General features: G+C 61.1%; 24 protein-coding genes and 1 pseudogene. 17 read left to right on the top strand and 8 right to left on the bottom strand.

What is annotated here, in order from left to right; genetic code table 11:
• The first annotated feature begins 4 nt into the window (after positions 1–4).
• Both GGI60_RS20805 and GGI60_RS20800 read left to right on the top strand, forming a co-directional pair.
• A pseudogene (locus GGI60_RS20805) lies at positions 5–312 on the top strand (hypothetical protein).
• Between the two features lie 57 nt (positions 313–369).
• Entirely contained in the window at positions 370–1,086 is a 717-nt protein-coding gene (locus GGI60_RS20800) for a gamma-glutamylcyclotransferase (RefSeq protein WP_183918494.1), read from the top strand.
• Between the two features lie 54 nt (positions 1,087–1,140).
• On the opposite strand, the gene GGI60_RS20795 is transcribed toward GGI60_RS20800, so the two are convergent.
• From GGI60_RS20795 to tauA, 3 genes are read right to left on the bottom strand one after another with little or no spacing between them, the layout of a single operon-like run.
• A complete protein-coding gene (locus GGI60_RS20795; protein ID WP_183918495.1) occupies positions 1,141–1,995 on the bottom strand; it encodes an ABC transporter permease subunit in 855 nt (284 codons plus the stop codon).
• The gene (locus tag GGI60_RS20790; RefSeq protein WP_183918496.1) at positions 1,992–2,780 is read right to left on the bottom strand and encodes a taurine ABC transporter ATP-binding protein; all 789 of its coding nucleotides are present in this window, start codon (positions 2,778–2,780) and stop codon (positions 1,992–1,994) included. The genes GGI60_RS20795 and GGI60_RS20790 overlap by 4 nt, the downstream gene beginning before the upstream one ends.
• Positions 2,781–2,837: 57 nt before the next feature.
• A complete protein-coding gene (tauA, locus tag GGI60_RS20785; RefSeq protein WP_183918497.1) occupies positions 2,838–3,851 on the bottom strand; it encodes a taurine ABC transporter substrate-binding protein in 1,014 nt (337 codons plus the stop codon).
• Positions 3,852–4,053: 202 nt separating this feature from the next.
• On the opposite strand from tauA, the gene GGI60_RS20780 reads away from it, so the two are divergent.
• The 15 genes from GGI60_RS20780 to GGI60_RS20710 all read left to right on the top strand — a co-directional run bounded on the left by GGI60_RS20780 (position 4,054) and on the right by GGI60_RS20710 (position 18,499).
• Positions 4,054–5,424, top strand: a complete 1,371-nt coding sequence (locus GGI60_RS20780; protein ID WP_183918498.1) for an FAD/NAD(P)-binding protein — start codon at positions 4,054–4,056, stop codon at positions 5,422–5,424.
• A gap of 142 nt (positions 5,425–5,566) precedes the next feature.
• The gene (locus GGI60_RS20775) at positions 5,567–6,262 is read left to right on the top strand and encodes a GntR family transcriptional regulator (RefSeq protein WP_183918499.1); all 696 of its coding nucleotides are present in this window, start codon (positions 5,567–5,569) and stop codon (positions 6,260–6,262) included.
• Between the two features lie 421 nt (positions 6,263–6,683).
• Complete coding sequence (locus GGI60_RS20770; protein WP_183918500.1) at positions 6,684–7,286, top strand: amino acid synthesis family protein; 603 nt, start codon at positions 6,684–6,686, stop codon at positions 7,284–7,286.
• A gap of 16 nt (positions 7,287–7,302) precedes the next feature.
• Positions 7,303–8,148 carry an alpha/beta fold hydrolase gene (locus GGI60_RS20765; RefSeq protein WP_183918501.1) on the top strand — a complete coding sequence of 282 codons (846 nt, stop codon included), beginning with the start codon at positions 7,303–7,305 and terminating at the stop codon, positions 8,146–8,148.
• Positions 8,145–9,080 carry a flavin reductase family protein gene (locus tag GGI60_RS20760; RefSeq protein WP_183918502.1) on the top strand — a complete coding sequence of 312 codons (936 nt, stop codon included), beginning with the start codon at positions 8,145–8,147 and terminating at the stop codon, positions 9,078–9,080. The genes GGI60_RS20765 and GGI60_RS20760 overlap by 4 nt, the downstream gene beginning before the upstream one ends.
• Positions 9,077–10,117 (top strand): LLM class flavin-dependent oxidoreductase, encoded by a 1,041-nt coding sequence (locus tag GGI60_RS20755; protein ID WP_183918503.1) that lies wholly within the window; start codon positions 9,077–9,079, stop codon positions 10,115–10,117. Before GGI60_RS20760 ends, GGI60_RS20755 begins: the two co-directional genes overlap by 4 nt.
• A 4-nt stretch (positions 10,118–10,121) precedes the next feature.
• On the top strand, positions 10,122–11,585 hold the full coding sequence (locus GGI60_RS20750; protein WP_183918504.1) for an aldehyde dehydrogenase: 1,464 nt from the start codon (positions 10,122–10,124) through the stop codon (positions 11,583–11,585).
• Positions 11,586–11,589: 4 nt separating this feature from the next.
• A complete protein-coding gene (locus GGI60_RS20745) occupies positions 11,590–11,913 on the top strand; it encodes an NIPSNAP family protein (RefSeq protein WP_183918505.1) in 324 nt (107 codons plus the stop codon).
• 48 nt (positions 11,914–11,961) lie between these two features.
• Positions 11,962–12,972: an ABC transporter substrate-binding protein gene (locus tag GGI60_RS20740; RefSeq protein ID WP_183918506.1), complete on the top strand. Its 1,011-nt coding sequence runs from the start codon at positions 11,962–11,964 to the stop codon at positions 12,970–12,972.
• Between the two features lie 112 nt (positions 12,973–13,084).
• On the top strand, positions 13,085–13,957 hold the full coding sequence (locus GGI60_RS20735) for an ABC transporter permease (protein WP_183918507.1): 873 nt from the start codon (positions 13,085–13,087) through the stop codon (positions 13,955–13,957).
• A 1-nt stretch (position 13,958) separates the two neighbouring features.
• Positions 13,959–14,759: an ABC transporter permease gene (locus GGI60_RS20730; protein ID WP_183918508.1), complete on the top strand. Its 801-nt coding sequence runs from the start codon at positions 13,959–13,961 to the stop codon at positions 14,757–14,759.
• A complete protein-coding gene (locus GGI60_RS20725) occupies positions 14,756–15,835 on the top strand; it encodes an ABC transporter ATP-binding protein (RefSeq protein ID WP_183918509.1) in 1,080 nt (359 codons plus the stop codon). The genes GGI60_RS20730 and GGI60_RS20725 overlap by 4 nt, the downstream gene beginning before the upstream one ends.
• Positions 15,836–15,845: 10 nt before the next feature.
• Complete coding sequence (locus GGI60_RS20720; protein ID WP_183918510.1) at positions 15,846–17,300, top strand: NAD-dependent succinate-semialdehyde dehydrogenase; 1,455 nt, start codon at positions 15,846–15,848, stop codon at positions 17,298–17,300.
• A 45-nt stretch (positions 17,301–17,345) separates the two neighbouring features.
• On the top strand, positions 17,346–18,146 hold the full coding sequence (locus GGI60_RS20715) for a phosphate/phosphite/phosphonate ABC transporter substrate-binding protein (RefSeq protein WP_183918511.1): 801 nt from the start codon (positions 17,346–17,348) through the stop codon (positions 18,144–18,146).
• Positions 18,147–18,247: 101 nt separating this feature from the next.
• Complete coding sequence (locus GGI60_RS20710; protein WP_183918569.1) at positions 18,248–18,499, top strand: type II toxin-antitoxin system ParD family antitoxin; 252 nt, start codon at positions 18,248–18,250, stop codon at positions 18,497–18,499.
• 386 nt (positions 18,500–18,885) lie between these two features.
• On the opposite strand, the gene GGI60_RS20705 is transcribed toward GGI60_RS20710, so the two are convergent.
• From GGI60_RS20705 to GGI60_RS20685, 5 genes are all read right to left on the bottom strand, one after another.
• Entirely contained in the window at positions 18,886–19,863 is a 978-nt protein-coding gene (locus GGI60_RS20705) for an ABC transporter ATP-binding protein (protein WP_183918512.1), read from the bottom strand.
• A 4-nt stretch (positions 19,864–19,867) separates the two neighbouring features.
• The gene (locus GGI60_RS20700) at positions 19,868–20,695 is read right to left on the bottom strand and encodes a carbohydrate ABC transporter permease (RefSeq protein WP_183918513.1); all 828 of its coding nucleotides are present in this window, start codon (positions 20,693–20,695) and stop codon (positions 19,868–19,870) included.
• The gene (locus GGI60_RS20695) at positions 20,692–21,570 is read right to left on the bottom strand and encodes a carbohydrate ABC transporter permease (RefSeq protein ID WP_183918514.1); all 879 of its coding nucleotides are present in this window, start codon (positions 21,568–21,570) and stop codon (positions 20,692–20,694) included. The genes GGI60_RS20700 and GGI60_RS20695 overlap by 4 nt, the downstream gene beginning before the upstream one ends.
• Before the next feature lie 66 nt (positions 21,571–21,636).
• The gene (locus tag GGI60_RS20690; protein ID WP_183918515.1) at positions 21,637–22,920 is read right to left on the bottom strand and encodes an ABC transporter substrate-binding protein; all 1,284 of its coding nucleotides are present in this window, start codon (positions 22,918–22,920) and stop codon (positions 21,637–21,639) included.
• Between the two features lie 37 nt (positions 22,921–22,957).
• Positions 22,958–25,279, bottom strand: coding sequence for an alpha-L-rhamnosidase (locus tag GGI60_RS20685; RefSeq protein ID WP_183918516.1), 2,322 nt, complete (start codon positions 25,277–25,279; stop codon positions 22,958–22,960).
• Positions 25,280–25,375: the final 96 nt, after the last annotated feature.

Here is a 25,375-nt window from a genome sequence, read left to right as displayed (position 1 = left end):
CGGAATGTCCGATATCATCGACGATCTCCTGCGCCTCAGCGAAGATCCGAATGCCGACCCGAGGAGCAGGCGCCGGCAAACCATGGAGCGCCTAGTGCAGGCGCTGCTTGCCATGGCCGATGCCGAAATTGGGCCGGAAGAGGCGCAAGATCGCCATTCGATCATCCATTTGACGACGAGCTTCCACGACATGACCGGCAGGATCGCCGAGGCCGACGATACGTCATTTGCGGCAATCGTCGGGGAGGCCGCGATGCTGATCCACAGCCTGCGCGGCGCCGGGCTGATGCGGCCAGATTTACGGTGCATTGAAAGGTGAGGGATATCACCGAGCAAAGGCAGGCTGAGATGCGGCGAAGCGAGGTTCAGATGCTCGGTGCAACCAGTATGGCTCTCACGAATGAGCTCGTCTCGCTCAGCCTTCGCCCCGAGCTCGATCCCGGCCCCGAGCAGCACCGGACACCGCTGAGCGAGATGGAGGTGGAGATGTTCGCCAGGCGGCTGCTTCAGGAATCCGACGGCGCGCCGCTCTGGGTCTTCGCTTATGGATCATTGATATGGAAGCCGGACTTCGATGCGGTCGAGTGGCAGCGTGGCGCAGCAAGGGGTTGGCATCGATCCTTCTGTCTGAAGATGACACGCTGGCGGGGAAGCCGGGCGCAGCCCGGCCTCATGATGGCACTTGATCGCGGCGGACGATGCAACGGCATCCTCTTCAGGCTTGCCGATGACGATCGCCTCGGCCAGATTCGACGCTTGATCCGCCGTGAGGTCGGCACGATCGAAGATGCAGCGACGGTTCGCTGGATTCCTGTTAAGACTGCACAGGGCTATGTGCGCGCGTTGGTCTTTTGGGCCGGCCCGAAGGGGGAGCGCGTTTCCCGCAGATTGCCGTTGGAGACGGTGGCGCGCGTGCTTGCCAGGGCCTGCGGACATATGGGCTCCTGCGCCGAATATCTCTATCTGACGGTGAATCATCTGGAAGAACGCGGCATTCGTGATCGCAATTTATGGCGCCTCCAGGAGCTCGTCGCAGCCGAACTCCTGTCGATCCATGGCCTGAACGAGGTCACGCAAAGCCGCTAAGCGCCGTGCGCTTTTTTCAGACCCGCAGCGCTTTGACATCTTGAATGCAATCCCTCAGAGCTTGCCTTTCCAGGGCACGAGGTAGGTCTCCAGGAAACGGATGGCGGCCGAGAAGGTGAAGGCGCAGGCTGCAATGATGGCGATGCCGACGAAGACAACATCGGTTGCCAGGAACTGCGAGGCCGACATGATCATGAAACCGATCCCGCGCGTCGAGGCGATCAATTCGGCGGCGACCAGCGTGCTCCAGCCGACGCCGAGCGCAATGCGAATGCCGGTGAGGATTTCGGGCAGGGCCGACGGCAGGACGATGTCGATGAAGAGCTGCAGCCGGCTGGCACCCAGCGAACGGGCGGCATTGACGCGCTCGATCGGCAGCGAACGAACGCCGGCCTGGGCCGAAAGGCAGATCGGCGCAAACATCGCCAGCACCAGCAGCGTGATCTTCGAGGTTTCGCCGATCCCGAGCCAGATGATCATCAGCGGCAAGTAGGAGAGCGGCGGAAGCGGCCAGTAGAACTCGATCGGCGCATCGAGCACCCCTTTGGCCCATCGGTTCAGGCCCATGAGCAATCCTAGCGGAATGCCGGCGGAGATGGCGATCAGCGCTGCGACAACGATGCGGAACAGACTTGCAGCGACGTGTTCAGAAAGCGATGCACCGGCGTAACCATCGCGATAGATGACGCCGATCTGCGTCAGCACCTCATCGGGACGCGGCAGGAAAAGGTGCGGGACGATGCCAAGGGCAGCGACGAGCCACCACAGCAGCAGGATTGCCAGGGCGGTGGCAACACTGATGGCGACCGTTGATCTCTCGCCGGCGCCGAAGCCGGCCATTTTCACCAGCTTGACCTGGCGGTTCTCTCTCTGCGCCGCAACCGGCGAGGCCTGCATTACATCGCTCATGCGGCGCTCCTCAAATCTTCGCTGCTGTGGAGAATGGCGCGGATCTCCTCACGCAACTCGGCAAATTGCGGCGAGGCCTTGATCGATCGTCCGTCGCCGGTTTCGGCGAAGCGTCTGATAAAATCGAGATCGAAGCGCGCAACGACGCGCCCCGGCCGAGGCGACATGACGAGCACCTGCGTGCCGAGAAACAGCGCCTCTTCGATCGAATGGGTGATGAAGAAAACCTTCTTCGCCGTCTTGTTCCAGATGGAAACCAGCAGTTCCTGCATCTGCTCGCGGGTCAGGCTGTCGAGCGCGCCGAAAGGCTCGTCCATCAGCAGGATATCGGGATTGGTCGCAAGCGCCCGGGCGATGCCGACACGCTGGCGCATGCCGCCCGACAGCTCGTAGGGAAAGGCGCCGGCGAATTCGTCAAGACCGACGAGCCGCAGCAGTTCGAGCGCGCGCGCTTGCCGCTCCTTGCGGTTGACGCCGGCAAATTTCAGGCCAAGCGCGACATTGTCGGCCACCGATTTCCAGGGCAGCAGCGCATCTTTCTGAAAGACGACGCCGCGATCAGCACCCGGCCGTTCGACGGCGCGGCCATCGAGCGTGATCCGGCCATCTGACAGTGGAAGGAAACCGGCGATCGCGTTGAGAAGGGTTGATTTGCCGCATCCCGAGGCGCCGAGCGCGACGACGAAACTCCGTTCGGGAATATCGAAGGAAACGCGATCGAGCGCGTGGACGGTCCGCCCGTCCCGGGCTGCAAAGAAAACGCTGGCGTGATCGACTTTAAGCATGGTGCCACTCACAAGTTCGACGCCGGCGCGAGGATGGTCGCGCCGGCATCGGGAGGATCAGTTGCTGGCGCTGGTAAGCGCGTCGGCGGTGACGAAGGCGCCATAATTCGCCAGCACGTCGGAGACCTTGCCCTGTTCTTTCAGAAACGATGCCGTGTCCTTCAGGATCTTGCCGGCGCCCGCCTTTTCGCCGCCGCCGAGCCAGGCGTCCGACGCCTGGACCTCGGGGGTGAGCAGCGTCAGGTTCTTCAGCGCCGAGGCCTGCTGCTCGGCCGTTCCGCCGAGAAGCCTGGCGAGCGACTTGGCGTTATCGCTGTCGGGACCCCAGGCGGCTTTGTCCGATGCGAAGGAAGCGTAGTATTTGGTGACGACTGAGGCAAAGCCCTTCAGGAATTCCGGATTGTCGCCGGCAAATTTCGAGGTTGCAACCCAGGCCGAGAATGTCGGCGCGCCCTTGTCCGCCACATCCCTGGAGGTCACCAGAACCTTGCCGTTCTTCTTGAGTTCGGTGAGCGCCGGATCCCACACAAAACCGCCATCAATATCGCCGCGGTTATAGCTCGCAACGATCTCAGGCTGGGGGATTGCGAAGACCTGGACGTCTTTCTCGGTTAGACCAAGCGATTTGATCAGCGCCAGAAGCTGATAGTGGTCCGTGGAGACGGGCGCGGCGGCAAGCTTCTTGCCCTTCAGATCGTTCAGGCTTTCAATGCCCGAGCCGTTGCGGACGACAAGAGCTTCGTCGATGCCCGAGATAGAGGCGAGGTAGAAGGCCTTGACCTCGAGCCCGCGCGAGACCGCAGCCGCAAACGGACTGGAGCCGACATAGCCGACCTGAACATCGCCCGAGGCAATGGCTGCGAAGATTTCGGCGCCGGAATTGAACCTGCGGAAGTCGATATCGTATCCCGTTTTCTTGGCGAATTCGCCGTTGGCGATTGCCACTGAAGACGGCAATGCGTCGGTTTGATAGCCGACGACGACCTTCTTGTCCGCCGCCTCAGTGGCGAGCGCCGTTGCGAGAATGCCGACGCCGACGGCGATTGCGACAAGCAAATTTCTGAAATTCATCCTGAGCCCCTTTGTTTCAAGGGCCACCCGGCCCCTTCATCTCACCTGCAAAAGGGTAACGGTTGATAAGGGGCTGGCGGGAGGAATAACAAACTATATTTATAGACTATGGAGATAATTGTTTCCGTGATTCTGCCGCTTGAGCCATCCGCGTGGTGGTGAGTGACAAGAAGCGGCGTTACCGAGCTTCAGGGAGAATGCGTTGACATACGATGTGATCGTCGTCGGTTCCGGTTTTTCAGCGATCGCTGTGACCTGCAATCTCATCGAGCTGCTTCCCGCTTCGGCGAAGATTGCCGTCGTCGGCGACGATGCCGGTTTCGGACGCGGGACGGCATATAGGACGGAGCTCTATCTCCATCGCCTTAACGTGCCGGCCGGCCGCATGAGCCTGCTGCCCCATCACCCCGACGATTTCGTCGATTGGCTGAAGGCTCATGAACGCCCCATGCAGGCCGGCGATTTCGCCTCGCGCGGCGATTACGGCCTTTATGTCAGGGATACGCTTGCGCGCCTGCTTCGAAAGCGGGATGGCCGTTGCCGGGTCGATTTCATCAAGGCCAAAGCAGCCGGATGCGTGGAGCGCTACACAAACACGCTCGCCTTTCACCTCGGCAATGGCGACGAGGTCGCCGGGAAGAATGTGGTGCTTTGCCTCGGCGTCGGAAACGCCGACCTTCCGGTCGAACCGACTGGCGTTTCGTTTTCGCTGCGATCGCGGATCGTCGAGAACCCGTGGCGGCTCTCCTGGCTGAGGCGCGTCGCGCCCTCCGATGCGGTCTGTATTCTCGGCTCCGGCCTGACGATGATCGATCAGGTTCTCGCACTTCGCGCCCATGGCCACAGAGGCAAGATCGACGTGCTTTCGCGACGCGGCCTGGCGCCGCTCGGTCATGCGAGGACGCCGCCCGCGCCGCTGCCGATCGAGGATCACACGCTTCCCGCTACGATCAGCGGCGTGTTGAAGATCTTGCGGGAAAAGAGCAGGTCGGTCGCCGACTGGCGGAGCGTGATGGACGGCCTGAGGCCCGTCACGCAGGCTCTCTGGCAACGGCTTTCGAACGAGGAGCGAGCGCGCTTCCTGCGGCACGCGCTTCCCTGGTGGAACATCCATCGCCACCGGGTAGCGCCCGACGTATTCGCCGGCTTCGAGAAACTGGTCTTAGACGGAACCGTTCGCTTTCACGCGGGCTTTCTGAAATCGCTCGAGGCCGAAGATGACATGCTGGTCGCCGGATACAGGGTCAGAGCCAAGCGCGAGATCGCCGAGATCAGGGCGGGCTGGCTGGTCAACTGCACGGGTATGGAGCGCGCCGGGATCAGCCATTCGCCGCTTCTGAAGGAAATGAGCCGCTTTCAGCTGATCGTTCCCGATCCGCTCGGCCTCGGCATCCAGGTGAATGCGGCTTCCGAAGTGACGGCTCCGTCCCGGATCTCGCCCGCGCGGCTGTTTGCCGTCGGCGCCTTGACGGCCGGGCAATTCTGGGAGATCACCGCCGTCCCCGATATCCGGGTGCAGGCGAAGGCTGTGGCCGAAGAGATCGTCAAAGTGAGGCCCGCCTCCGACGCGTAGGCTGACAAACTTGGGATCGGCACGGTGTTGTTGAATTGCTGGCCGCCGACAGCTACAGTATTTGGTAGGCCATAATACGATTCCTGGTGGCTGCTGCAGCAAAGTTCGAGCCTGGGAAGTCAATCCAACACTGAGGTACAGCATGAGCGGTGCTCTGAAGGACGCAGCAATCAGAGTCGAGCGTCCTGCGAAGACCTTGCGGGAACTGGCGCTCGACAAGGTCCGCGAGGCGATCGTCAACGGATACTTCCGTCCCGGAGACCGGCTTGTCGAGCGTGACCTCTGCGCCCAGCTCGGCGTCAGCCGAACGGTGGTGCGCGAGGTTCTGAGACATCTGGAATCGGAAGGGCTGGTCGCCAATCTGCCGAACAAGGGACCGATCGTCGCCCAGCTGGATATCGACGAAGCCAAACAGATCTATGAAATCCGCGGTGCGCTCGAAGGCATGGCGGCGCGGTTATGCGCCGAACGTGGAAACCCCGAGATCGTCGCCGCGCTCGAGGAATCTCTGACCGCAATTCGCGACAGCTATCGCGACCAGGATATGGCGGGTGTGCTGGCCAATACCTCTTCCTTCTATCAAACGCTGTTCACCATGGTCGACAGGCATGTTGCCTGGGGCGTCGTCAATCTCCTAACCGTGCGTATAAACCATTTGCGCTCGATGACCATCAAGACGGAGAGGCGTGGCATCGAGGGGCCGGCACAGATGTCGAAGATCGTCGACGCTATCCGCCGCGGCGACGGCGAGGGGGCCTATCGGGCAGCGATGGACCACGTGGCCGCAGCCAGTGCGATTGCCGAAGCTGTGCTCTCCGCAAAGAAGACCTCCGAATAGACGCTGACGCCTCTGCCTCTGACGCCAGGGGCATCCACCTGTGATCCATCAGTATGTTCAATCTTGGTGCGCAGGACTTAGAGGTCATGCACTCCACACTTGACTCCCGACTTTGCTCAGTGTGATGGTATGCCATAATATGAGGCGCTTACATGGCCGATTCATCCGGCTGGGTTCGCTTGCCTTGGCCGCCTCAAATGACTTGTCAGCTGACAACTGGGACTCTCGTCGGAGCTTTGAGATGTCGTGCATCATTGGCAGCCTTTTGCTCGCGGGCGGCACGAACCCAAAATGACCAGACATAACAGACTGCTACAAAACGATTCTTCCGAAACCCGGCTATGCCGCGCCGGCAATCCAGAGGAGCTTGACAGCACTATATTATGGTATACCATAATACGAAATAGAGATAAGGTGTCCCATGGCCATTCAAATTCGCAAGACGGGATTGCAGATCGAAACGACGCTGATCGAAGGCGGCAAGGCCGCGGCGGTCCCGCTGAAGCTGTTTTCGGCTTTCGCGGTCGTGAAGAACCCCTGGGCTGGCCGCGGCTTTGTCGAAGACCTCAAGCCCGAAATCCACGCCGGCGCGCCGGTTCTCGGCGAGTTGCTGACCAAGATGATCATCGATGCGGTCGGTTCCGGCGATGCCGTAGAAGCCTACGGCAAGGCCGCCGTGGTCGGCCTGGACGGTGAGATCGAACATGCCTCCGCGCTCATCCACACGCTGCGCTTCGGCAATTTCTATCGCCAGGCCGTTGGCGCCAAATCCTATCTCGCCTTTTGCAATACGCGCGGTCCTGCCAATGCACCGATCATGATCCCGCTGATGGACAAGAACGATGAAGGCCGCCGTTCGCACTATCTGACCATCCAGACCTCGATCCCCGACGCGCCTGCCGCCGACGAGATCGTCGTGGCTCTTGGCGCTTCGGTGGGCGGGCGCCCTCATCACCGCATCGGCGACCGCTATCAGGATCTGAAGGACCTTGGGCAGGGCGTCGCCAACCCCGCGGGCGTTTGAAAGGGTGGGCGCTGAGATGCTGACAGCCGGATCGATCTCGGGCGCCGCTGCAGCAAAAGGCGCCGCCGGTGATTTGCCTCGAAAGGAGACGCCAGGCGGGACGGCCTATTACGAGACGGGCAGCGGCGAGCCGCTGGTTCTCATTCATGGCGTCGGCATGCGGCTCGAGGCCTGGGCGCCGCAGATCGCCTTTCTGTCGGCGGGCCATCGCGTCATCGCCGTCGACATGCCGGGACATGGCGAGAGCGCAAAGCTGCCGGCGGGCAGCCGCCTCGAGGAATTCGTCGCCTGGTTCGGGCGCTTTCTCGACGAGATGGCGATCGAAAGGGTGAATGTTGCCGGCCACTCAATGGGGGCGCTGGTATCGGGAGGGGCGGCGGCGACATTCGGCGAACGGATCAGCCGTGTCGCTTATCTCAACGGCGTCTACAGGCGCGACCCCAAGGCGAAAGCTGCCGTGCTTGCACGGGCCGCGGCCATTCCGGTGACGGGTGTGGATAAGGAAGGTCCCCTGGCTCGCTGGTTCGGCGATGATCCCGATAGCCTCGTTGCGCGGGAATTGACGCGAGAATGGCTGAGCCGCGTCGATCCCGAAGGCTATGCGGTCGCTTACGCCGCTTTTGCCGGAGGAGATGAGACTTATGCCGACCGCTGGAAAGACGTGGCGGGGCCGGCCCTGTTCCTGACGGGGTCCGACGATCCCAATTCGACGCCGCTGATGGCAGAGCAGATGGCGGCGCTGGCGCCGAAGGCTTGGGTCCGCATCGTCGAAGGCCATCGTCATATGGTGAACCTGACCGCGCCTGATATCGTCAATTCGCTGCTCGCCGAGTGGCTGTCGTTCGGGGAGGATGAACGATGACAATCCAGTCTGTCGACCCAAGAGCATTGCGAGATGCGTTCGGAGCTTTTCCGACCGGCGTGACCGTCGTTACCGCCTGTGACGGGGAGGGGAACCCGATCGGCTTCACCGCGAATTCCTTCACATCCGTTTCCCTCAACCCGCCATTGCTGCTCGTGTGCCTTGCCAAGACCTCGCGTAATTTCGCCACCATGACCGGAGCGCCGCATTTTGCGATCAATGTGCTGTCGGAAACGCAGAAGGACGTATCGAATACTTTCGCGCGTCCTGTCGAAGACCGATTTGCGGCGGTCGAATGGGCCAAGGGATCGGCGGGCTGCCCCATCTTCTCGAATGTCGCGGCCTGGTTCGAATGCGCCATGGAAGAGGTCATTGAGGCCGGCGACCATGTCATCCTGATGGGCCGCATCGAGGCTTTCGACAATAGCGGCCGCAACGGTCTCGGCTATGCCCGCGGCGGCTATTTCACGCCGACGCTCGCAAGCAAGGCGGTGTCTGCGGCAGCTGAGGGCAGTATCGAACTTGCGGCCGTCGTCGAGCGCCGCGGAGAAGTTCTGCTGCTGGGCGAGGACGTGCTCTCCCTGCCGAACATCGACGCCCATGGCGGCAACCCGACCGATGCTTTGCAGGAATATCTGGAGACGCTCACCCGGCTGAAAATCAGCGTCGGCTTCCTCTATTCGGTCTATGAGGGCAAGAGCGACGGCAAGCAGCACATCGTCTATCACGCCGTTGCCGGCGACGGCGAGCCTGCCGGCGGCAGGTTCATCAAGCCCGACGCCTTGGCTGCGGCAAAATTCAAGACCAGCTCCACCGCCGATATCGTCAACCGCTTCGCGATGGAAAGCTCGATCGGCAATTTCGGCGTCTATTTCGGCGACGAGACTGGCGGCAAAATCCATCCCATTCCAGCCAAGGGCGCAATAGCATGAAGTTCTCCCTCTTCGTCCATATGGAGCGGCTCGACGCCAGCCAGAGCCATAAGAGCCTCTATGAGGAATTCGTCGCGCTTTGCGAGATCGCCGACAAGGGCGGTATGCATGCGATCTGGACGGGCGAGCATCACGGCATGGATTTCACCATTGCCCCCAATCCGTTCGTGACCATCGCCGATCTCGCCCGCCGCACATCGCGGGCAAGGCTCGGGACGGGGACGGTGATTGCCCCCTTCTGGCATCCGATCAAGCTTGCCGGAGAAGCTGCCATGACCGATATCATCTGCGACGGCAGGCTCGATATCGGCATTGCGCGTGGGGCCTATTCCTTCGAATACGAGCGGCTGCTGCCGGGTCTCGATGCCTGGGGTGCGGGCCAGCGCATGCGCGAGCTCATTCCGGCGGTCAAGGGCATATGGAAGGGCGACTACGCCCATGACGGGGAGTTCTTCAAGTTCCCCGCGACGACGTCTGCCCCGAAGCCGCTGCAGCAGCCGAACCCGCCGATCTGGGTTGCTGCGCGCGATCCGAATTCGCATGAATTTGCCGTCGCCAACGGCTGCAACGTTCAGGTGACGCCGCTCTGGCAGGGTGATGACGAGGTCCAGTCGCTGATGGACCGCTTCAATGCTGCCTGCGCCAAGAACCCCGATGTCGAGCGGCCGAAGATCATGCTGCTGCGCCACACCTATGTCGGCTCGTCGGAAGAAGACGTCGCCCAGGCGGCTCATGAACTCAGCGTTTACTACAACTACTTCTTCGCCTGGTTCAAGAATGAGAAGCCGGTCAGCCAAGGCCTGATCGAGCGGATTCCGGACGAGCAGATCAGAGCGAACGCCATGCTGTCGGACGAGGTCATGCGCACCAACAATGTCGTTGGCAACGTGCAGACCGTCATCGATCGGCTCAAGGTTTATGAAGCCCTGGGCTATGACGAATATTCCTTCTGGATCGACACCGGCATGAGTTTCGAGCGCAAGAAGGCGTCGCTCGAGCGCTTCATCGCCGAGGTCATGCCGGCATTTCAGGAGTAAGGCCATGCGGCGTTTCCAGCATTACATCGACGGCGAATTCTCGGACGGCGAAGCTTCCTATCCGAGCATCGATCCGGCTTCCGGCAAGGTCTGGGCGGAGATGCCGGAAGCGCGCGAGGGTGATGTTGATCGAGCTGTGAACGCTGCCGAAAAGGCGCTCTACGACGGCCCGTGGGCGAAGATGGCGGCTACCCAACGCGGCAAGCTACTTTACAAGCTCGCCGATCTGGTTGCCGCCAACGCCCCGATTCTGGCTGAGCTGGAGACGCGCGACACCGGCAAGATCATCCGTGAGACATACGCGCAGATCGCCTACGTCGCGGAATATTACCGCTATTATGCCGGCATCGCCGATAAGATCGAAGGCTCCTACCTGCCGATCGACAAGCCCGACATGGATGTCTGGCTTCGCCGCGAGCCGATCGGCGTCGTCGCCATGGTCGTGCCATGGAACAGCCAGCTGTTCCTGTCGGCGGTCAAGATCGGCCCGGCGCTCGCCGCCGGCTGCACGATGGTGGTAAAGGCCTCGGAAGACGGGCCGGCGCCGCTTCTCGAATTTGCGCGTCTCGTGCATGAGGCGGGCTTTCCCGCGGGCGTCGTCAATATTATCACCGGCTTCGGCGCCTCCTGCGGCGCGGCGCTTGGCAGTCACCCGAAAGTTGCGCACGTCGCCTTCACCGGCGGCCCGGAAACCGCGCGCCATGTCGTTCGCAATTCGGCCGAAAACCTCGCCTCCACCTCGCTTGAACTCGGCGGCAAGTCGCCCTTCATCGTCTTTGCCGATGCCGACCTCGAAAGTGCTGCCAATGCCCAGGTCGCGGGCATCTTCGCGGCGACAGGGCAGAGCTGCGTTGCCGGCTCGCGCCTGATCGTCGAGCGCGGCGTCAAGGACAAATTCGTCGCTCTGCTGCGGGAAAAGGCTACGGCTATCCGGATCGGCGCGCCGCTCGACATGGCAACCGAGGTCGGTCCGCTTGCTACCAAGCGCCAGCAGGACAATATCGGCGCTCTCGTCGAGCGGTCGATCGAAAGCGGCGCCCGTCTCGTCATCGGCGGGCGCAAGATCGACGGCAAAGGCTTTTACTTCCCACCGACGATCCTCGATTGCGACAATGTAGCCTCGCCCTCGCTGATCGAGGAATTCTTCGGGCCGGTCCTGTCGGTCGTGTCGTTCGAGACGGAGGCTGAAGCGCTGAAGCTGGCCAACGACACCCGCTATGGCCTGGCCTCCGGCATCTTCACCCAGAACCTGACCCGGGCGCACCGGCTGATGAAGGGCATCCGCGCTGGCATCGTCTGGGTCAATACCTATCGGGCCGTATCGCCGATCGCGCCGTTTGGCGGGTTCGGCCTCTCCGGCCACGGCAGGGAAGGCGGCATGGCCGCGGCGCTCGACTATACCCGCACCAAGACGATCTGGCTGAGAACGTCGGACGATCCGATCCCCGATCCTTTCGTGATGAGGTAGCGCCATGTTCTACGAAATCCGGACTTATCGGCTGAGGAACGGCGCGATCCCGCAATATCTCAAGGTCGTCGGGGAAGAGGGGATCGAGATCCAGAAGAGCCATCTCGGCACGCTCGTCGGCTACTTCTTTTCGGAGATCGGCACGATCAACGAGATCGTCCACATCTGGGCCTTTACGAGCCTGGACGATCGGGAGGCGAGACGCCAGCGGCTTATGGCCGATCCGCAATGGCAGGCCTTCCTGCCCAAGATTCGCGACCTGATCGAGGTGGCGGAAAACAAGATTATGAAGCCGGCAAGCTTCTCTCCCGGGAGCGGGGCGCGCTGACGGCATAAGGCATACCCGTAGGACAAACCACAACAGGGATAAGGGAACATGAAAACGACATTTGCTTTCGCGGCGGTTGCCGCATTCGTGGCGGTCTCCGCGCCGGCGCATGCCGACAGCATGGTCTTCTCGAGCTGGGGCGGAACGACCCAGGATGCGCAGAAGGCCGCATGGGCAAGCCCCTTCGCAGAGAAGACCGGCATCACCGTCGTGCAAGACGGCCCGACCGACTACGGCAAGCTCAAGGCCATGGTCGAGGCCGGTGAAGTCAACTGGGATGTCGTCGACGTCGAAGGCGACTATGCCGCCCAAGCCGGCAAGAACGGCCAGCTCGAGAAGCTCGACTTTTCCGTCATCGATAAATCGAAGCTCGATCCGCGCTTCGTCACCGACTATTCGGTCGGCAGCTTCTATTATTCCTTCGTCATCGGCTGCAATGCCGATGCCGTCAAAGCCTGCCCGAAGACATGGGCCGACCTGTTCGACACGACGAAGTTTCCCGGCAAGCGCACATTCTACAAGTGGTCGGCTCCAGGCGTGATCGAAGCGGCGCTGCTCGCCGACGGCGTGCCGGCCGACAAGCTTTATCCGCTCGATCTCGACCGCGCCTTCAAGAAGCTCGATACGATCAAGTCGGATATCATCTGGTGGTCGGGCGGCGCCCAGTCGCAGCAGCTGCTGGCCTCTGCCGAGGCGCCCTTCGGCAGCGTCTGGAACGGCCGCATGACGGCGCTTGCGGCGACCGGCATCAAGGTTGAAACCTCCTGGGAGCAGAACATCACCGCTGCCGATGCGCTTGTCGTGCCGAAGGGCGCGCCGAATGCCGAGGCCGCGATGAAGTTCATCGCGCTGGCAACCTCGGCCGAACCGCAGGCTGCCCTTGCAAAGGCTACGGGATATGCGCCGATCAATCTTGACTCGGCCAAGCTGATGGACCCGGAAATCGCCAAGACGCTGCCGGACCAGCAGACCGCAAGCCAAGTCAATGCCGATATGAACTACTGGGCTGATAATCGCGATGCCATCGGCGAGAAGTGGTACGCTTGGCAGGCGAAATAGTCCGAAACTGGAGATGAATGGGCACGGCGAAAATCGCCGTGCCTCCTGCAGCGGCGGTACCCGTCCATCGGACCTCGCCGCCCGCGGAAATTGACGGGTGGGAAGGACTGTCATGTCGACGTTAAGCGACGCCTCCGGCGCAATTGAGCCTTTGCCAAAGATACGCAGGGCAACAGGTTTTGGCGGGGTCGTTCCGGCTCTTGCCTTTGTGGGCATTTTTTTTGTCGCACCAGTGGCGATACTGCTGCTGCGCAGCGTCCTGGAGCCCGTTCCCGGCCTTGGAAATTATGCCCAGCTGATCGGCTCTGCGACCTATCTCAAGATTTTCGCCAATACCTTCATCGTCTCAGGCCTCGTCACCGTGATTTCGCTTTTGATCGGTTTTCCCGTCGCCTGGGCGCTGGCGATCATGCCGGGTCGGCTGAGCACGGTGATCTTTGCGATCCTGCTGCTCTCGATGTGGACCAACCTGCTGGCTCGCACCTATGCCTGGATGGTGCTGCTGCAACGCACCGGACTCATCAACAAGATGCTGATGGGAATGGGTCTGATCGACCGGCCGCTGGCGCTCGTCAACAATCTGACCGGTGTCACGATCGGCATGACCTATATCATGCTGCCTTTCATCATCCTGCCGCTCTACGGCGTGATCAGGAAGATCGACCCGTCGACCCTGCAGGCGGCAGCCCTTTGCGGCGCCAACCGCTGGCAGTGCCTGACGCGGGTTCTGCTGCCGCTGGCGATGCCCGGCATGGCGGCTGGCGCCCTGATGGTCTTCGTGATGTCGCTCGGCTATTTCGTCACGCCCTCGCTTCTCGGCGGCACTGCCAACATGATGCTGGCAGAACTGATCGCACAGTTCGTGCAATCGCTGGTCAACTGGGGAATGGGCGGTGCAGCGGCGCTGGTTCTCCTGGTCGTGACGCTCTCGCTTTATGCCGTGCAGCTGCGTTTCTTCGGCAATCAGAATCCGGGAGGACGTTGATATGCTGCTCAATTTCGACCGTCTCGGCTGGTGGAAATACGTCCTGCTCGCGATCACGCTTCTGACTGCAGCCTTCCTGCTGCTGCCGATCGTCTTCATCGCGGCCCTGTCCTTCGGCTCCTCGCAATGGCTGATCTTTCCGCCGCCGGGCTGGACCTTCCAGTGGTACAGCGAACTCTTCGCCGACCCGCGCTGGCTGGAATCGGCTTTGACGAGCTTCAAGATCGCCGTCATCGTCACGGTTCTGTCGGTGCTGCTCGGGCTCGTCACGTCTTTCGGCCTGGTGCGCGGTTCGTTCATGTTCCGCGATGCGCTGAAGGCGCTCTTTCTGACGCCGATGATCCTGCCGGTCGTGGTTCTCGCAGTTGCCCTCTACGCTTTCTTTCTCAGGATCGGCCTTGGCGGCACCTTGATCGGCTTTGTCATTTCGCACCTCGTGCTTGCGCTCCCGTTCTCGATCCTATCCATATCAAGTGCGCTGGAAGGCTTCGACAAGTCGATCGAGGACGCGGCAGTGCTTTGCGGCGCCTCGCCCCTGGAAGCGAAGATCAGGGTCACGCTTCCTGCGATCAGCCACGGGCTGTTTTCGGCCGCCGTCTTCTCGTTCCTGACATCCTGGGACGAGGTGGTGGTGGCGATCTTCATGTCGAGCCCGACCCTGCAGACGCTGCCGGTGAAGGTATGGGCGACGCTCAGGCAAGACCTGACACCTGTCGTCGCTGCCGCCTCGACCCTTCTCATCCTTTTGACGATCATCTTGATGGCGCTGGTTGCCGTCATGCGTAAGGTACTGAAACAATGAACGAACCATTCCTTCAGATCCGCGGAATACGCAAGGAATACGGCCCGGTCGTCGCCGTGCACGACGTCAATCTCGATGTCCGGCGCGGTGAATTCCTGACTTTCCTTGGACCGTCCGGATCCGGCAAGAGCACGACGCTCTACATTCTGGCCGGCTTTGAAAACCCGACCAAAGGCGACATTACGCTCGAGGGCAAGACCCTGCTCGCCACGCCATCGCACAAGCGCAATATCGGCATGGTGTTCCAGCGCTACACCTTGTTTCCGCATCTGACAGTCGGCGAAAACATCGCCTTTCCGCTGAAGGTCCGGCGCAAGTCGAAGGCCGAGATTGACAGCAAGGTGAAGGAGATGCTGCGCCTCGTCCGGCTCGAAGGCTTCGAGGATCGCAAGCCGGCGCAGATGTCCGGCGGTCAGCAGCAGCGTGTCGCCCTTGCCAGGGCCCTTGCCTATGATCCGCCGGTGCTTCTGATGGACGAGCCACTGTCGGCGCTCGACAAGAAGCTGCGCGAGGAAATCCAGCATGAGATCCGCCGCATCCACCAGCAGACCGAAGTGACAATCCTCTACGTCACGCACGATCAGGAAGAGGCGCTGCGGCTCTCTGACCGCATCGCCGTATTCTCCAAGGGCGTCATCGACCAGATCGGGACCGGCCCGGAGCTCTACGCCAATCCCAAGACCCGTTTCGTCGCCGAATTCATCGGCGACAGCGACTTCATTTCCTGTGACCTGGTGTCGTCTTCCGGCGGACAGGCCACCATAGCGCTCGGAGGGGGAACCATCTTCAACCAGATTCCCGTGCATGGAAAAGGGACCTCCGGCGCAAGGGCGGCGCTGATGCTGAGGCCGGAGCGCATTCGGCTGTCGCGCGCGAGAGCCGCCGGCGCAGGTCTTGCCGCGACGGTCAGCGACATTACCTTTCTCGGCAACAATATCCACGTCTCCACGGAGACGGCGACAGGCGAGGCGCTTTCGGTTCGCTTGCCGTTCGGGCATGAGGCTATTGCGGGGCTCAATCGTGGAGATATAGTCCATCTCGATTTCGATCCCGGCGCCGCTCACGTATTCTGTTGAAAGTTGTCCCATGAAACTCAATGATCCCTCGCTGTTCCGCCAGGCATGCCCCATCGCCGATCGCTGGGTCGAAGCGGAAGGTCGCGCGTCGGCCATGGTCCGCAATCCGGCGACAGGTGAGCTGCTGGGTGCGGTCCCCGATTTCGGTGCAACGGAAACCGAAGATGCCATTCGGGCCGCCGTCATCGCCCAGAAGCTTTGGGCGAAGAAGACCGCCGGGGAGCGCGCCGCCGTTCTCAAGACTTGGCATCGCCTGATGATCGAAAACAGTGACGATCTGGCGATGATCCTGACGCTGGAGCAGGGAAAACCCTTGGCTGAAGCCAAGGGGGAAATCACCTATGGTGCGAGCTTCATCGAATGGTTCGCCGAGGAGGCACGACGCATCAACGGCGAGATCGTACCGGGGCATCAGCCGGACAAGCGCATCCTTGTGCTGCGCCAGCCGGCCGGCGTCGTGGCGGCGATCACGCCCTGGAACTTTCCGAACGCGATGATCACGCGCAAGATCGGCCCCGCGCTTGCCGCCGGCTGCGCCGTCGTTCTCAAGCCGGCGCTGCAGACGCCGTTCTCCGCGATCGCGATCGCCGTCCTCGCAGAGCGAGCCGGCCTGCCGCCGGGCCTCCTCAACGTTGTCACCGGTGACGCCGCCGCAATCGGCGGAGCGCTGACCGCCAGCCGCGACGTCCGGGTCCTGACCTTCACCGGCTCCACCCGGACGGGCGAGCTGCTTTACCGGCAATGCGCGCCGACGATCAAGAAGCTCGGTCTCGAGCTCGGCGGCAATGCACCCTTCATCGTATTCGACGACGCCGATCTCGATGCGGCGGTCGAAGGCGCCATCATCGCCAAATTCCGCAACAACGGCCAGACCTGTGTCTGCGCCAACCGGCTTTACGTCCAGGATGGCGTCTACGAGGCATTTGCAGCCAAGCTCGCCGAGGCAGTTTCGAAGTTGAAGGTCGGCAACGGTCTGGAGCGTGACGTCGTGCTTGGCCCACTCATCGACGACAATGCCGTTGCCAAAGTCGAAAGCCATATCCGGGATGCCGTTGCAAAAGGCGCCGGGATCGTAACGGGTGGCAAGCGCCACGCGCTTGGCGGCCATTTCTTCGAGCCGACCATTCTGCGTGACGTTGCTGCCGGCATGCAGGTGGCGCGTGAGGAAACCTTTGGGCCTCTTGCCCCGCTTTTCCGGTTCCGCGACGAGCAGGACGTCATCGAGCAGGCAAATGACACCGAGTTCGGACTTGCCTCCTATTTTTATGCGCGCGATCTGTCGCGGGTCTTCCGCGTGGCCGAAGCGCTCGAATATGGAATGGTCGGGGTCAATACCGGTCTCGTCTCCACCGCCGAGGCGCCGTTCGGCGGCGTCAAGATGTCGGGCCTCGGCCGCGAAGGCTCCAGGCACGGATTGGACGAATATACCGAGCTCAAATATGTATGCCTGGGCGGCATTGCCTGATCCTCGACCTTTGCGTTCCAGCGCCGCCTGTAATGAAAGATCGGCATGCATCTCGTCAGCATTGCCATGTACCTGACGTCCCGGCCGCTCGCGGAGGCGACGGCCGAACTCTGGTCGTTTCTCCGGCATGACCTCCTGCACTCCGGGCTCACGGGGGTGCCTGAAACGCTCGACCAGACGGTTGCCTATGACGAAGCCTGGCTGAGGCCGGACCTGCTTCTGTCGCAGGCATGCGGCTATCCTTTTGCCACGAGCCTGCGCGGCCGGGTGCGGCTGGTGGCCACGCCCGTATATAGCCATCCAGGCTGCGATGGGCCGTTGATGCGCAGCTTCATCATCGTCCGGAAGAATTCTTTCCTTCGCGTGCTGGAGGATCTGCGCGGCACGACAGCTGCGATCAACAGCCCTGACAGCAACTCCGGCAGCAATCTCTTTCGCGCCGCCGTCGCTCCGCTTGCGCGCAGCGGCCGTTTCTTTGGCCGGATCATCGAAACAGGCAGCCACGGCGGCAGCATTGCCGCCGTTGTCGAGGGCAGGGCGGAAAGCGCGGCCATCGATTGTATCGCTCTTGAGAATATCCGCCGTTTCGATACCGCCCTGGTCGAGGACATCCGGATCATCGCCGAAACACCCAAGGCTCCCGGTCTCCCGTTCATCACATCAGGCGACACATCGAGCCAAACAATCCTCCTCCTTCGAGGTGCGTTGCATGCCGCCATTAGAGAGCCGTCCTTGGCGGCCATGCGCGCGACGCTCGGACTGGTCGATATCGCGCTGCTCTCCGAAGCGGATTACGAGCCGCTCCTGTCAATGGCCGGCAATGCTTTGCCGCAGTTGAGAGCCTGAGTTTTTCTTTAAGCACCTCGTCAGGTCGCCAGAAGCGATGTGATGAATGTTGACACTATATGCGACGCTACCGATGATAAAAGGAACGATGGGGTATGCCAGTGGCGTCGGATAGCATTCATGTGAAGGTCAGTGGGCAGTTGCAGGATCATATCCAGCAGCAGATCGGTGACCACGGCCTCTATGAAAATGCCAGCGAATATATTCGCGCCCTTATTCGCCGCGACTTGCAGACCCGTGATGAGACCTGGGATATGCTGCAGAAGGAGCTTGCGCCTGCGATGCGGGCCGACGACAGCGAGTTTGTCGCCCTTTCGGCTGAAGACGTCATAGGCCGCAACAAGCGCCGATAGCGATGCGCTCTTATCGATTTTATCTGCGTGCTACCGCCTCGCAAGGACAGGATTTGGCGTGATACCTGCGAAGCTTGGGGAGAAACAAAGGCGCACATCTACATTCTCGGGCTGCACGCCTATTTGCAGCGTTTGTGTGGGGATCGGTTCTGCAACGTCTGGCAGTTCCGGCAGACATCAAGCGGTTAGCCTATTTCGGTCGTTACTATCAGTGTTATTTCGCGAGCTTAATAACGGCGATCTTGGTATCACGGGCATTGTTCACGAACGGATGAATCTGCCGCTCCGGCCCAAAAAGGATTTGGCGGCACTCTCAAACAAAACAACCGTGAGGGGCGGGATCTTCAGTCGGTAGGATTGCTCTCGAGGAGGGGGTTAACCGAAACTCAGAACCGGTGTTCCGCTCCCTCCACCGGATCTGCCCAGACCTTCATGCCAGGCGCAAAAGCCGTTTCGCCTTCGGCGCGCACGACCATTTCGCCGAGGTCGGTGACATCGAGATAGAGGATCGCATCGGCGCCGAGCCGTTCCACGTGGCGGATTCTGCCCTGCCACTGGCCAGGGCCTTCCGAAAGCCTGATATGTTCCGGACGGATGCCGTAGGTCGTGCAGTTCATTCGCCGTGCCGTCTCGCCGCCATAGAGGTTCATCTTCGGGCTACCGATGAAGCCGGCGACGAAGGGTGTGGCGGGATTGCGGTAGAGCTCCATCGGGCTGCCGATCTGCTCGACGGCGCCACCGTTCAGCACGACGATCTTGTCGGCCATCGTCATGGCTTCGACCTGGTCGTGGGTGACATAGATCATCGTCGAATTCAGCCGAGTGTGGAGATCGGCGATCTCAAGCCGCATCTGGGCTCTGAGCGACGCGTCGAGATTGGAAAGCGGCTCGTCGAACAGGAAAACCTTGGGATCGCGGACGATCGCCCGGCCTATGGCGACACGCTGTCTCTGGCCGCCGGAGAGCGCTTTCGGCTTTCGCTCCAGCAACTGGGTGAGTTGCAGCGTTTCCGCAGTCGCCGCGACCTTAGCGGCAATTTCCGCCTTTGGACGGCGGGCGAGTGAAAGGCCGAAGCCGATATTCTCGGCAACCGTCATATGCGGGTAGAGCGCGTAGCTCTGGAACACCATGGCGATGCCCCGCTCCGAAGGTTCGGCATAGGTCACGTCCTTGCCGCCGATGGTCAGCCTACCTGAAGTCGTCTCTTCCAGACCGGCGATGATGCGCAGCAGCGTCGACTTCCCGCATCCCGACGGGCCGACGAAGACGACGAATTCGCCGGAGGCAACCTCAAGATCGATACCTTTGATGACTTCGAGTGCGCCGAAGCTCTTGCGAACCTGTTTGAGAGTGAGCTCAGCCATTCTGCTACCCTTTGACTGCGCCTGATGTCATGCCTGCGACGATCTGGCGGTTGAAGAAGATGAAGACGATCAGCGGCGGAATCGTTACGAGGAGGATGTTCATGAAAAGCAGATTGTACTGGCTCGAATACATGCTCTGGAAATTATAGAGCGTCAGCTGCACCGTCACGTTCTCCTTGCCCGGCAAGTAATAGAGCGGATTGGTGAAATCGTTGAAGATCGCGATCGACTGGACGACGATATTGGTCACGGTCACCGGCTTCAGCAGCGGCAGGACCACCCGGAAGAAGATCTGCCGGGGCTTGGCGCCGTCGATCAGCGCCGCCTCGTCGAGATCGCGCGGGATGGTCGAAATGAACGACCGATAAAGCAGGACCGAAAAGGAGAGATTATAGGCAACCTGGATCAGGATCATTCCCGTCATGGTCTTGAAGAGGCCGATGTCCTGCAAAAGGCCGATGGTGGGAACAACGGCCGGCGGCATCATCAGGCCCATGAACAGCGCAGCGAAAGCCACGCGGTTCCACGCCGTCTTGCGGCGCTGCATTACATATCCGACCATCGCCGACAGCAGGATCAGGATCGTGACGGAAACGACCGTGATCAGCGTCGAATTGAAATAGGCAAGCACGAGTTGATAGTCGCGCGCCTTGAAGACGGCGACGAGATTGTCCCAGAACAGCCAATGCTCCGGGAATTCGAAATCGAGCCGGGAGGCCTCCGATTTGGATTTCACCGCCTGCAGGGCGACGAAAACGAAAGGCATGACGAAGATGACGGCCGCGACGGCAAGGGCTATCGCGCCCGTCACATAGGGGCGGACGCTTCTCATTCCTCGACCTCGCGCCGGTTGAACCACAGGGTGAAGGGCAGGATGATCACGGCAATCAGTGCGAACAGAATGACGTTGCCGGCCGTTGACAGCCCATAAAAACCAGCCTGGTACTGCTTGTAGATGACCGAGGCGATCACATCGGAAGAGAAACCGGGTCCGCCGCGGGTCATGGCCCATATGAGATCGAAGGAACGGAGCCCACCGATCAGCGACAAGGTCACCACGATGACGGTGGCGGGACGCACGAGCGGTAGGGTGATCCGAATGAATTGCTGGAGCCGCGTGGCGCCGTCGATCCTCGCCGCCTCGTAATAATCCGGGCTGATCGCAGCAAGACCGGCGATGAAAATCAGGGTGGCGAGGCCGACGCCCTTCCAGACATCGACCAGGGCCACCGAAAAAAGCGCAAGTGTCGGATTGGTCAGCCATCCCGGCCCCGGTATTCCAAGCGTCGCGAGCGTAACATTGATGATGCCCTTGGTCGGATGCATCATGACCGTGAAGGTTATGCCGATGCCGATCGTCGAGACCAGCACGGGAAAGAAAACCAGCGTGCGCAGGAAGCCACGGGCGAAGATATTGCTGGTGAGCAGCACGGCCAGCAGCAGTCCGCAGACCGTTTTCAGGCCTGAGGTCGTCACCGCGTAGATCAGCGTGTTGATCAGCCCCTTGATCAGGAAGGGTTCGGAAAAGAACTGTTGGAAATTTTCGAGCCCGATGAACTGGGCCGTCGAGAGATCCCAGCGCGTCAGGCTGTACCAGAGAGACGATATGGTCGGAAAAAGGAACAGCACGCCGTAAATAATGGCGGCGGGGATGAAAAACCACAGCGGGTAGGGCGATTTGCGCGAGTGCGGGCGTGTCTCGGTCATGACTACCTCTTCGATCGGGGGAAACCTCGCCCCGTCAGGAGCGAGGTTAGCTGGCCCGAACGACCGCTACCAGTTGGGCAGGCCGAGCTGCTTGGCCTGTTTGCGCACATCCTCGTCATAGAGCTTCGCTGCCTCGGCGGGCTGGCGAATCCCTGAACCGACTTCGACGGTGATCTGCTCGAGAGCCGGACCCTTCACCGGCGATACGAATTCCAGTGCCGGGGTCGTCTTTCCCTTGGCGTCGAAATAGGGGAGCATGTCCTTTACGGCAGGCGGTACGTCGGCAGGCAGATCGCAGCCGTCTATCAGCGGAGGCCCCTGCACGGTGTTGGTTTCCACCATGATCTTGCAGCCTTCGACGCTTCCGGCGAAATCCACGAACTTCTTCGCTTCCTCTGCGTGCTGGCTGGTCAGGGGAATATAGAGGGCGGGCGGCATCCAGACCGTCAGGCCGTTCGTCGCCGCATCGTCGCTCGGCTGCGCTAAGAAACCGACATCTGCAAGATTCTCGGGATAATTCTGCTTGATGGCGCCGATGGCGAAGCTCAGCATCGGATAATGCGCTGCTTCGCCGGTCGCCACCATTCTGAGGCCGTCGTCATAACTTGCCGCGCCGAAATCCTCGTTCATAAGGCCGGCGTCGTGAACATCCTTCAGCCGTTCGAAGCCTTTGGTGGCGGCGGGCGTCTCCGCATATTTCGCCTTGTTGGCAGTATAGTCGGCGGCGAAGTTCGGCACGGCGGCATGCAGATTGTAATAGTCGGCCAGAACGAACAGCTGCGATGTCCAGGTATCGCGATAGGTCTGCGCCACGGCGACCTTGCCCGAAGCCTTGACCTTGGCATTGTTGGCCATGAAATCCGCCCACGTCTTCGGAACGGTGAGGCCGAGGTCCTGATAGATCTTCCTGTTGTAGAGGATGCCACCCGCCATCGCCGTGCCGAAGGGAACGCCGTAAAGCTTGCCATCGGCACGGACGACCGACTTGAAGCCTTCATCCACCTTCGCCTGCGACGCAAGTCCGCTCAGATCGACAAGTGTCTGCGCCGGCTTCAGCGCCTGCAAGAGAGATCCAGAATTATAGAGGAACACATCGGACATCTCCCCCGTCGCCAGGCGCGTCTTGATGATGTTGTCACCCTCGCCACCACCTGCCCGCGGCTCGATTTCGATCGTCACGTCGGGCGCCTTGGCCTGGTAGGCCGCAACCAGTGCTTCGGCCGCCGCGACCGTGTCGGGGTTGTTGTCGATCAGGAAAGACAATGTGGTTTCTGCATGAGACGGGCTGGCCGCGGCCAAGGCCAGAAGCGCGGATGCGCCGGCAAGAATGTACCTTATCCGATGTGTCATGACGTTCCTCCTCTGAACGGTGTGACCTATATGCTCCTCAAGAATCGCGTAGGGAAAACACCAGCACGTGCGTGCCCGGAGGAAGAACGGCCTCCTCGACGACAGGCTCTCCGTTGAGCAAAGGGTTCCGGTGTCGCCGTCCCGGCCGGAAGCGGCCGATGCAGCCTTCCGGAAGCGTCAGCACGTAGGTGACCTCGTTTCCAGCGCACTGCCAGCCGGCCTCGATGCGGCCCTTGCTGATGTCATGATAGGCTGAAACAGGCGAGAGCGACGGGATTGGTGCCGGGTTTATGATCACTTCGGCAAAGCCGGGTGCTGCCGGGCTCGGCGAAATGCCGGCGACGCATTCGAACAGCCATTGGCAGACCGCCCCATAGGCATAGTGGTTATAGCTGTTCATCTCGGGTTCGTAGATGGTGCCGTCGGGCGCCATGGAGTCCCAGCGCTCCCAGATCGTCGTTGCTCCCTTGGAGACCTGGTAGAGCCAGCCCGGCACGTCTTCCTGCAGGAAGACTTTTTCGGCAAGGTCGTCCATTCCGAGCTTCGTCAACGCCGGCAGCAGGGCAGGGGTGCCGATGAAGCCGGTGCCGATCTTGTAGTCGGCATCGATGATCACCTGCCTGAAATGCTGCCGGGCCGCCTGATCATGCTCTGCAGGTATCAAGTCGTAGAGGAAAGCGAGTGCATAAGAGGTCTGGTCGTTGTGAGCGAGTCGTCCCGCCGGCGTGATGAACTCGTTTGCGAAAGCGTGCCTGATTTCTTCGGCGCGGCGCTTCATCTGCTCTTCAAGCGTTTCTTCGCCGAGAACGGCGGCGATTTTTGCCAGAAGATCTGTCGAGATGAAGTGGTAGAGGGTAGCTGCACAATCGTCGGCGATCGTCGGGCGCGGCTTTCTGTTGTCGCCGACCGGCTGCAGCCAGTCGCCGAAGGTGAAGCCGCGCGAACCCCAGCGTGACGGCGGGCGCACGATCGGGCCATCCGAAATGGACCAGACGAAATCGACCCAGCGCACCATGGAATCCAGGCATTCCGAAAGAACGGCCCGATCGCCGTAATGGGTATAGAGAACCCAGGGAATGACGACGATCGCGTCGCCCCAGCCGGTCGAGCCGGCATAACCAGGGAAGTTGGCGGGGTGCAGACGCGTCGGGTCCGGCGAGAAATGCGAGATGGCGCCGTCATCGCGCTGGTCGGCCATCACATCCCGCAGATATTTCCTGAGGAAGGATTGACTGTCGCTCAGCCAGCAGGCGGTTGCGGCAAACACTTGGGCGTCACCGGTCCACCCAAGCCGTTCGTCGCGCTGCGGGCAATCTGTGGGCACCTCGACGAAATTCGCGCGCTGCGACCAGATGGTATTCTCAACCAGGCGATTGACGAGAGAATTGCCTGAAGTGAAGCCGCCGGCGGGTTCCGGCACCGACGAGATCGGGATCGATGTGATTTCGAGGATCTCTGCGTTTCCAGTAATCGTCACTCTGGCATAGCGGAAACCGTGGAAGGTGAAGTGCGGCGCATAGGTCTCGTCGCCGTCTCCGCGCAACGTGTAAAGCGTGTGCGCTGCGGCCGTACGGAAGTTGCGATTGTCGAAATGGCGACCCGGCCCGAGGACTTCCGAATGCTCGACCCGCACTTCGCTGCCACGGACGCCGCGGACCGTATATCTGACATAACCGCCGGCATTCTGGCCGAAGTCATAGATCGTCCTGCCTTCATCATCGCTCCAGCTGTCGATGGGGGCGAGCGGCTGCAACTCCCGCACTGCCGCGGTCTCATGGGCGACGAGCAGCCCCCTGTCGAACGGCAGTCTCTCGGTCCCATGGGTTTCGTCCAGGTTTTCCCGGAGCGCGTCATAGATCTCGCCGAAATAGATCCCCGACTTCAGAATTGGCAGAAGGCCGCTCCGCCAGCTCGGATCGGTGGACAGAATGGTGCCGTCCTCTCCGACCAGATCGGCAATGGCGCCGATCCTGTCGCCCCAGCAATTCGGGATCGCGCTGACGCCCCACATGATCGGCGATCGGTACCATCCGTCGGCGAGCCAGATCTCGATCCGGTTGCGGCCTGGTTTGAGTAGGCTCGAGACCTCGTATCGCTGATAGGCAATGCGATCGTCATAGTTCGTCCAGCCCGGCGTCAAGAGATCGGTGCCGACGCGCCCACCGTTGATGAAGCAGCGGTAGAGGCCGAGCGCGGAGATGAAGAGCTCGACCGGACGTCCGGCGCCATCGTAATCGAAGCTCTTGGAGACGAAACTTGCCTGCGTTCCCTGACCGCCGTCCGACAGTGGCGCGATCATGTCTCCAGACCAGGCGCGCGAAACGCGATCGCCGCTGATGGCTGCCGGCTGAAAGTTCATCAAGTCCCTCCCGGATAATGTAGAACGTTCTCCATATAACGTTCTACATTTTTTTCGGAAGCGCAATAGAAATTTCGTCGCCAGTCTGCCATGTTG

This window comes from Rhizobium lentis (genome assembly GCF_014200175.1).
In the GTDB taxonomy this organism is placed as follows: domain Bacteria; phylum Pseudomonadota; class Alphaproteobacteria; order Rhizobiales; family Rhizobiaceae; genus Rhizobium; species Rhizobium mulingense.
This window is presented reverse-complemented; position numbering and strand designations above follow the sequence as displayed.

Coding starts and splice junctions, on each gene's coding strand:
- GGI60_RS20800 (WP_183918494.1), top strand. CDS start 370: ATGCTCGGTGCAACCAGTATGGCTCTCACGAATGAGCTCGTCTCGCTC.
- GGI60_RS20795 (WP_183918495.1), bottom strand. CDS start 1,995: ATGAGCGATGTAATGCAGGCCTCGCCGGTTGCGGCGCAGAGAGAGAAC.
- GGI60_RS20790 (WP_183918496.1), bottom strand. CDS start 2,780: ATGCTTAAAGTCGATCACGCCAGCGTTTTCTTTGCAGCCCGGGACGGG.
- tauA (WP_183918497.1), bottom strand. CDS start 3,851: ATGAATTTCAGAAATTTGCTTGTCGCAATCGCCGTCGGCGTCGGCATT.
- GGI60_RS20775 (WP_183918499.1), top strand. CDS start 5,567: ATGAGCGGTGCTCTGAAGGACGCAGCAATCAGAGTCGAGCGTCCTGCG.
- GGI60_RS20770 (WP_183918500.1), top strand. CDS start 6,684: ATGGCCATTCAAATTCGCAAGACGGGATTGCAGATCGAAACGACGCTG.
- GGI60_RS20765 (WP_183918501.1), top strand. CDS start 7,303: ATGCTGACAGCCGGATCGATCTCGGGCGCCGCTGCAGCAAAAGGCGCC.
- GGI60_RS20760 (WP_183918502.1), top strand. CDS start 8,145: ATGACAATCCAGTCTGTCGACCCAAGAGCATTGCGAGATGCGTTCGGA.
- GGI60_RS20755 (WP_183918503.1), top strand. CDS start 9,077: ATGAAGTTCTCCCTCTTCGTCCATATGGAGCGGCTCGACGCCAGCCAG.
- GGI60_RS20750 (WP_183918504.1), top strand. CDS start 10,122: ATGCGGCGTTTCCAGCATTACATCGACGGCGAATTCTCGGACGGCGAA.
- GGI60_RS20745 (WP_183918505.1), top strand. CDS start 11,590: ATGTTCTACGAAATCCGGACTTATCGGCTGAGGAACGGCGCGATCCCG.
- GGI60_RS20740 (WP_183918506.1), top strand. CDS start 11,962: ATGAAAACGACATTTGCTTTCGCGGCGGTTGCCGCATTCGTGGCGGTC.
- GGI60_RS20735 (WP_183918507.1), top strand. CDS start 13,085: ATGTCGACGTTAAGCGACGCCTCCGGCGCAATTGAGCCTTTGCCAAAG.
- GGI60_RS20730 (WP_183918508.1), top strand. CDS start 13,959: ATGCTGCTCAATTTCGACCGTCTCGGCTGGTGGAAATACGTCCTGCTC.
- GGI60_RS20725 (WP_183918509.1), top strand. CDS start 14,756: ATGAACGAACCATTCCTTCAGATCCGCGGAATACGCAAGGAATACGGC.
- GGI60_RS20720 (WP_183918510.1), top strand. CDS start 15,846: ATGAAACTCAATGATCCCTCGCTGTTCCGCCAGGCATGCCCCATCGCC.
- GGI60_RS20715 (WP_183918511.1), top strand. CDS start 17,346: ATGCATCTCGTCAGCATTGCCATGTACCTGACGTCCCGGCCGCTCGCG.
- GGI60_RS20705 (WP_183918512.1), bottom strand. CDS start 19,863: ATGGCTGAGCTCACTCTCAAACAGGTTCGCAAGAGCTTCGGCGCACTC.
- GGI60_RS20700 (WP_183918513.1), bottom strand. CDS start 20,695: ATGAGAAGCGTCCGCCCCTATGTGACGGGCGCGATAGCCCTTGCCGTC.
- GGI60_RS20695 (WP_183918514.1), bottom strand. CDS start 21,570: ATGACCGAGACACGCCCGCACTCGCGCAAATCGCCCTACCCGCTGTGG.
- GGI60_RS20690 (WP_183918515.1), bottom strand. CDS start 22,920: ATGACACATCGGATAAGGTACATTCTTGCCGGCGCATCCGCGCTTCTG.
- GGI60_RS20685 (WP_183918516.1), bottom strand. CDS start 25,279: ATGAACTTTCAGCCGGCAGCCATCAGCGGCGATCGCGTTTCGCGCGCC.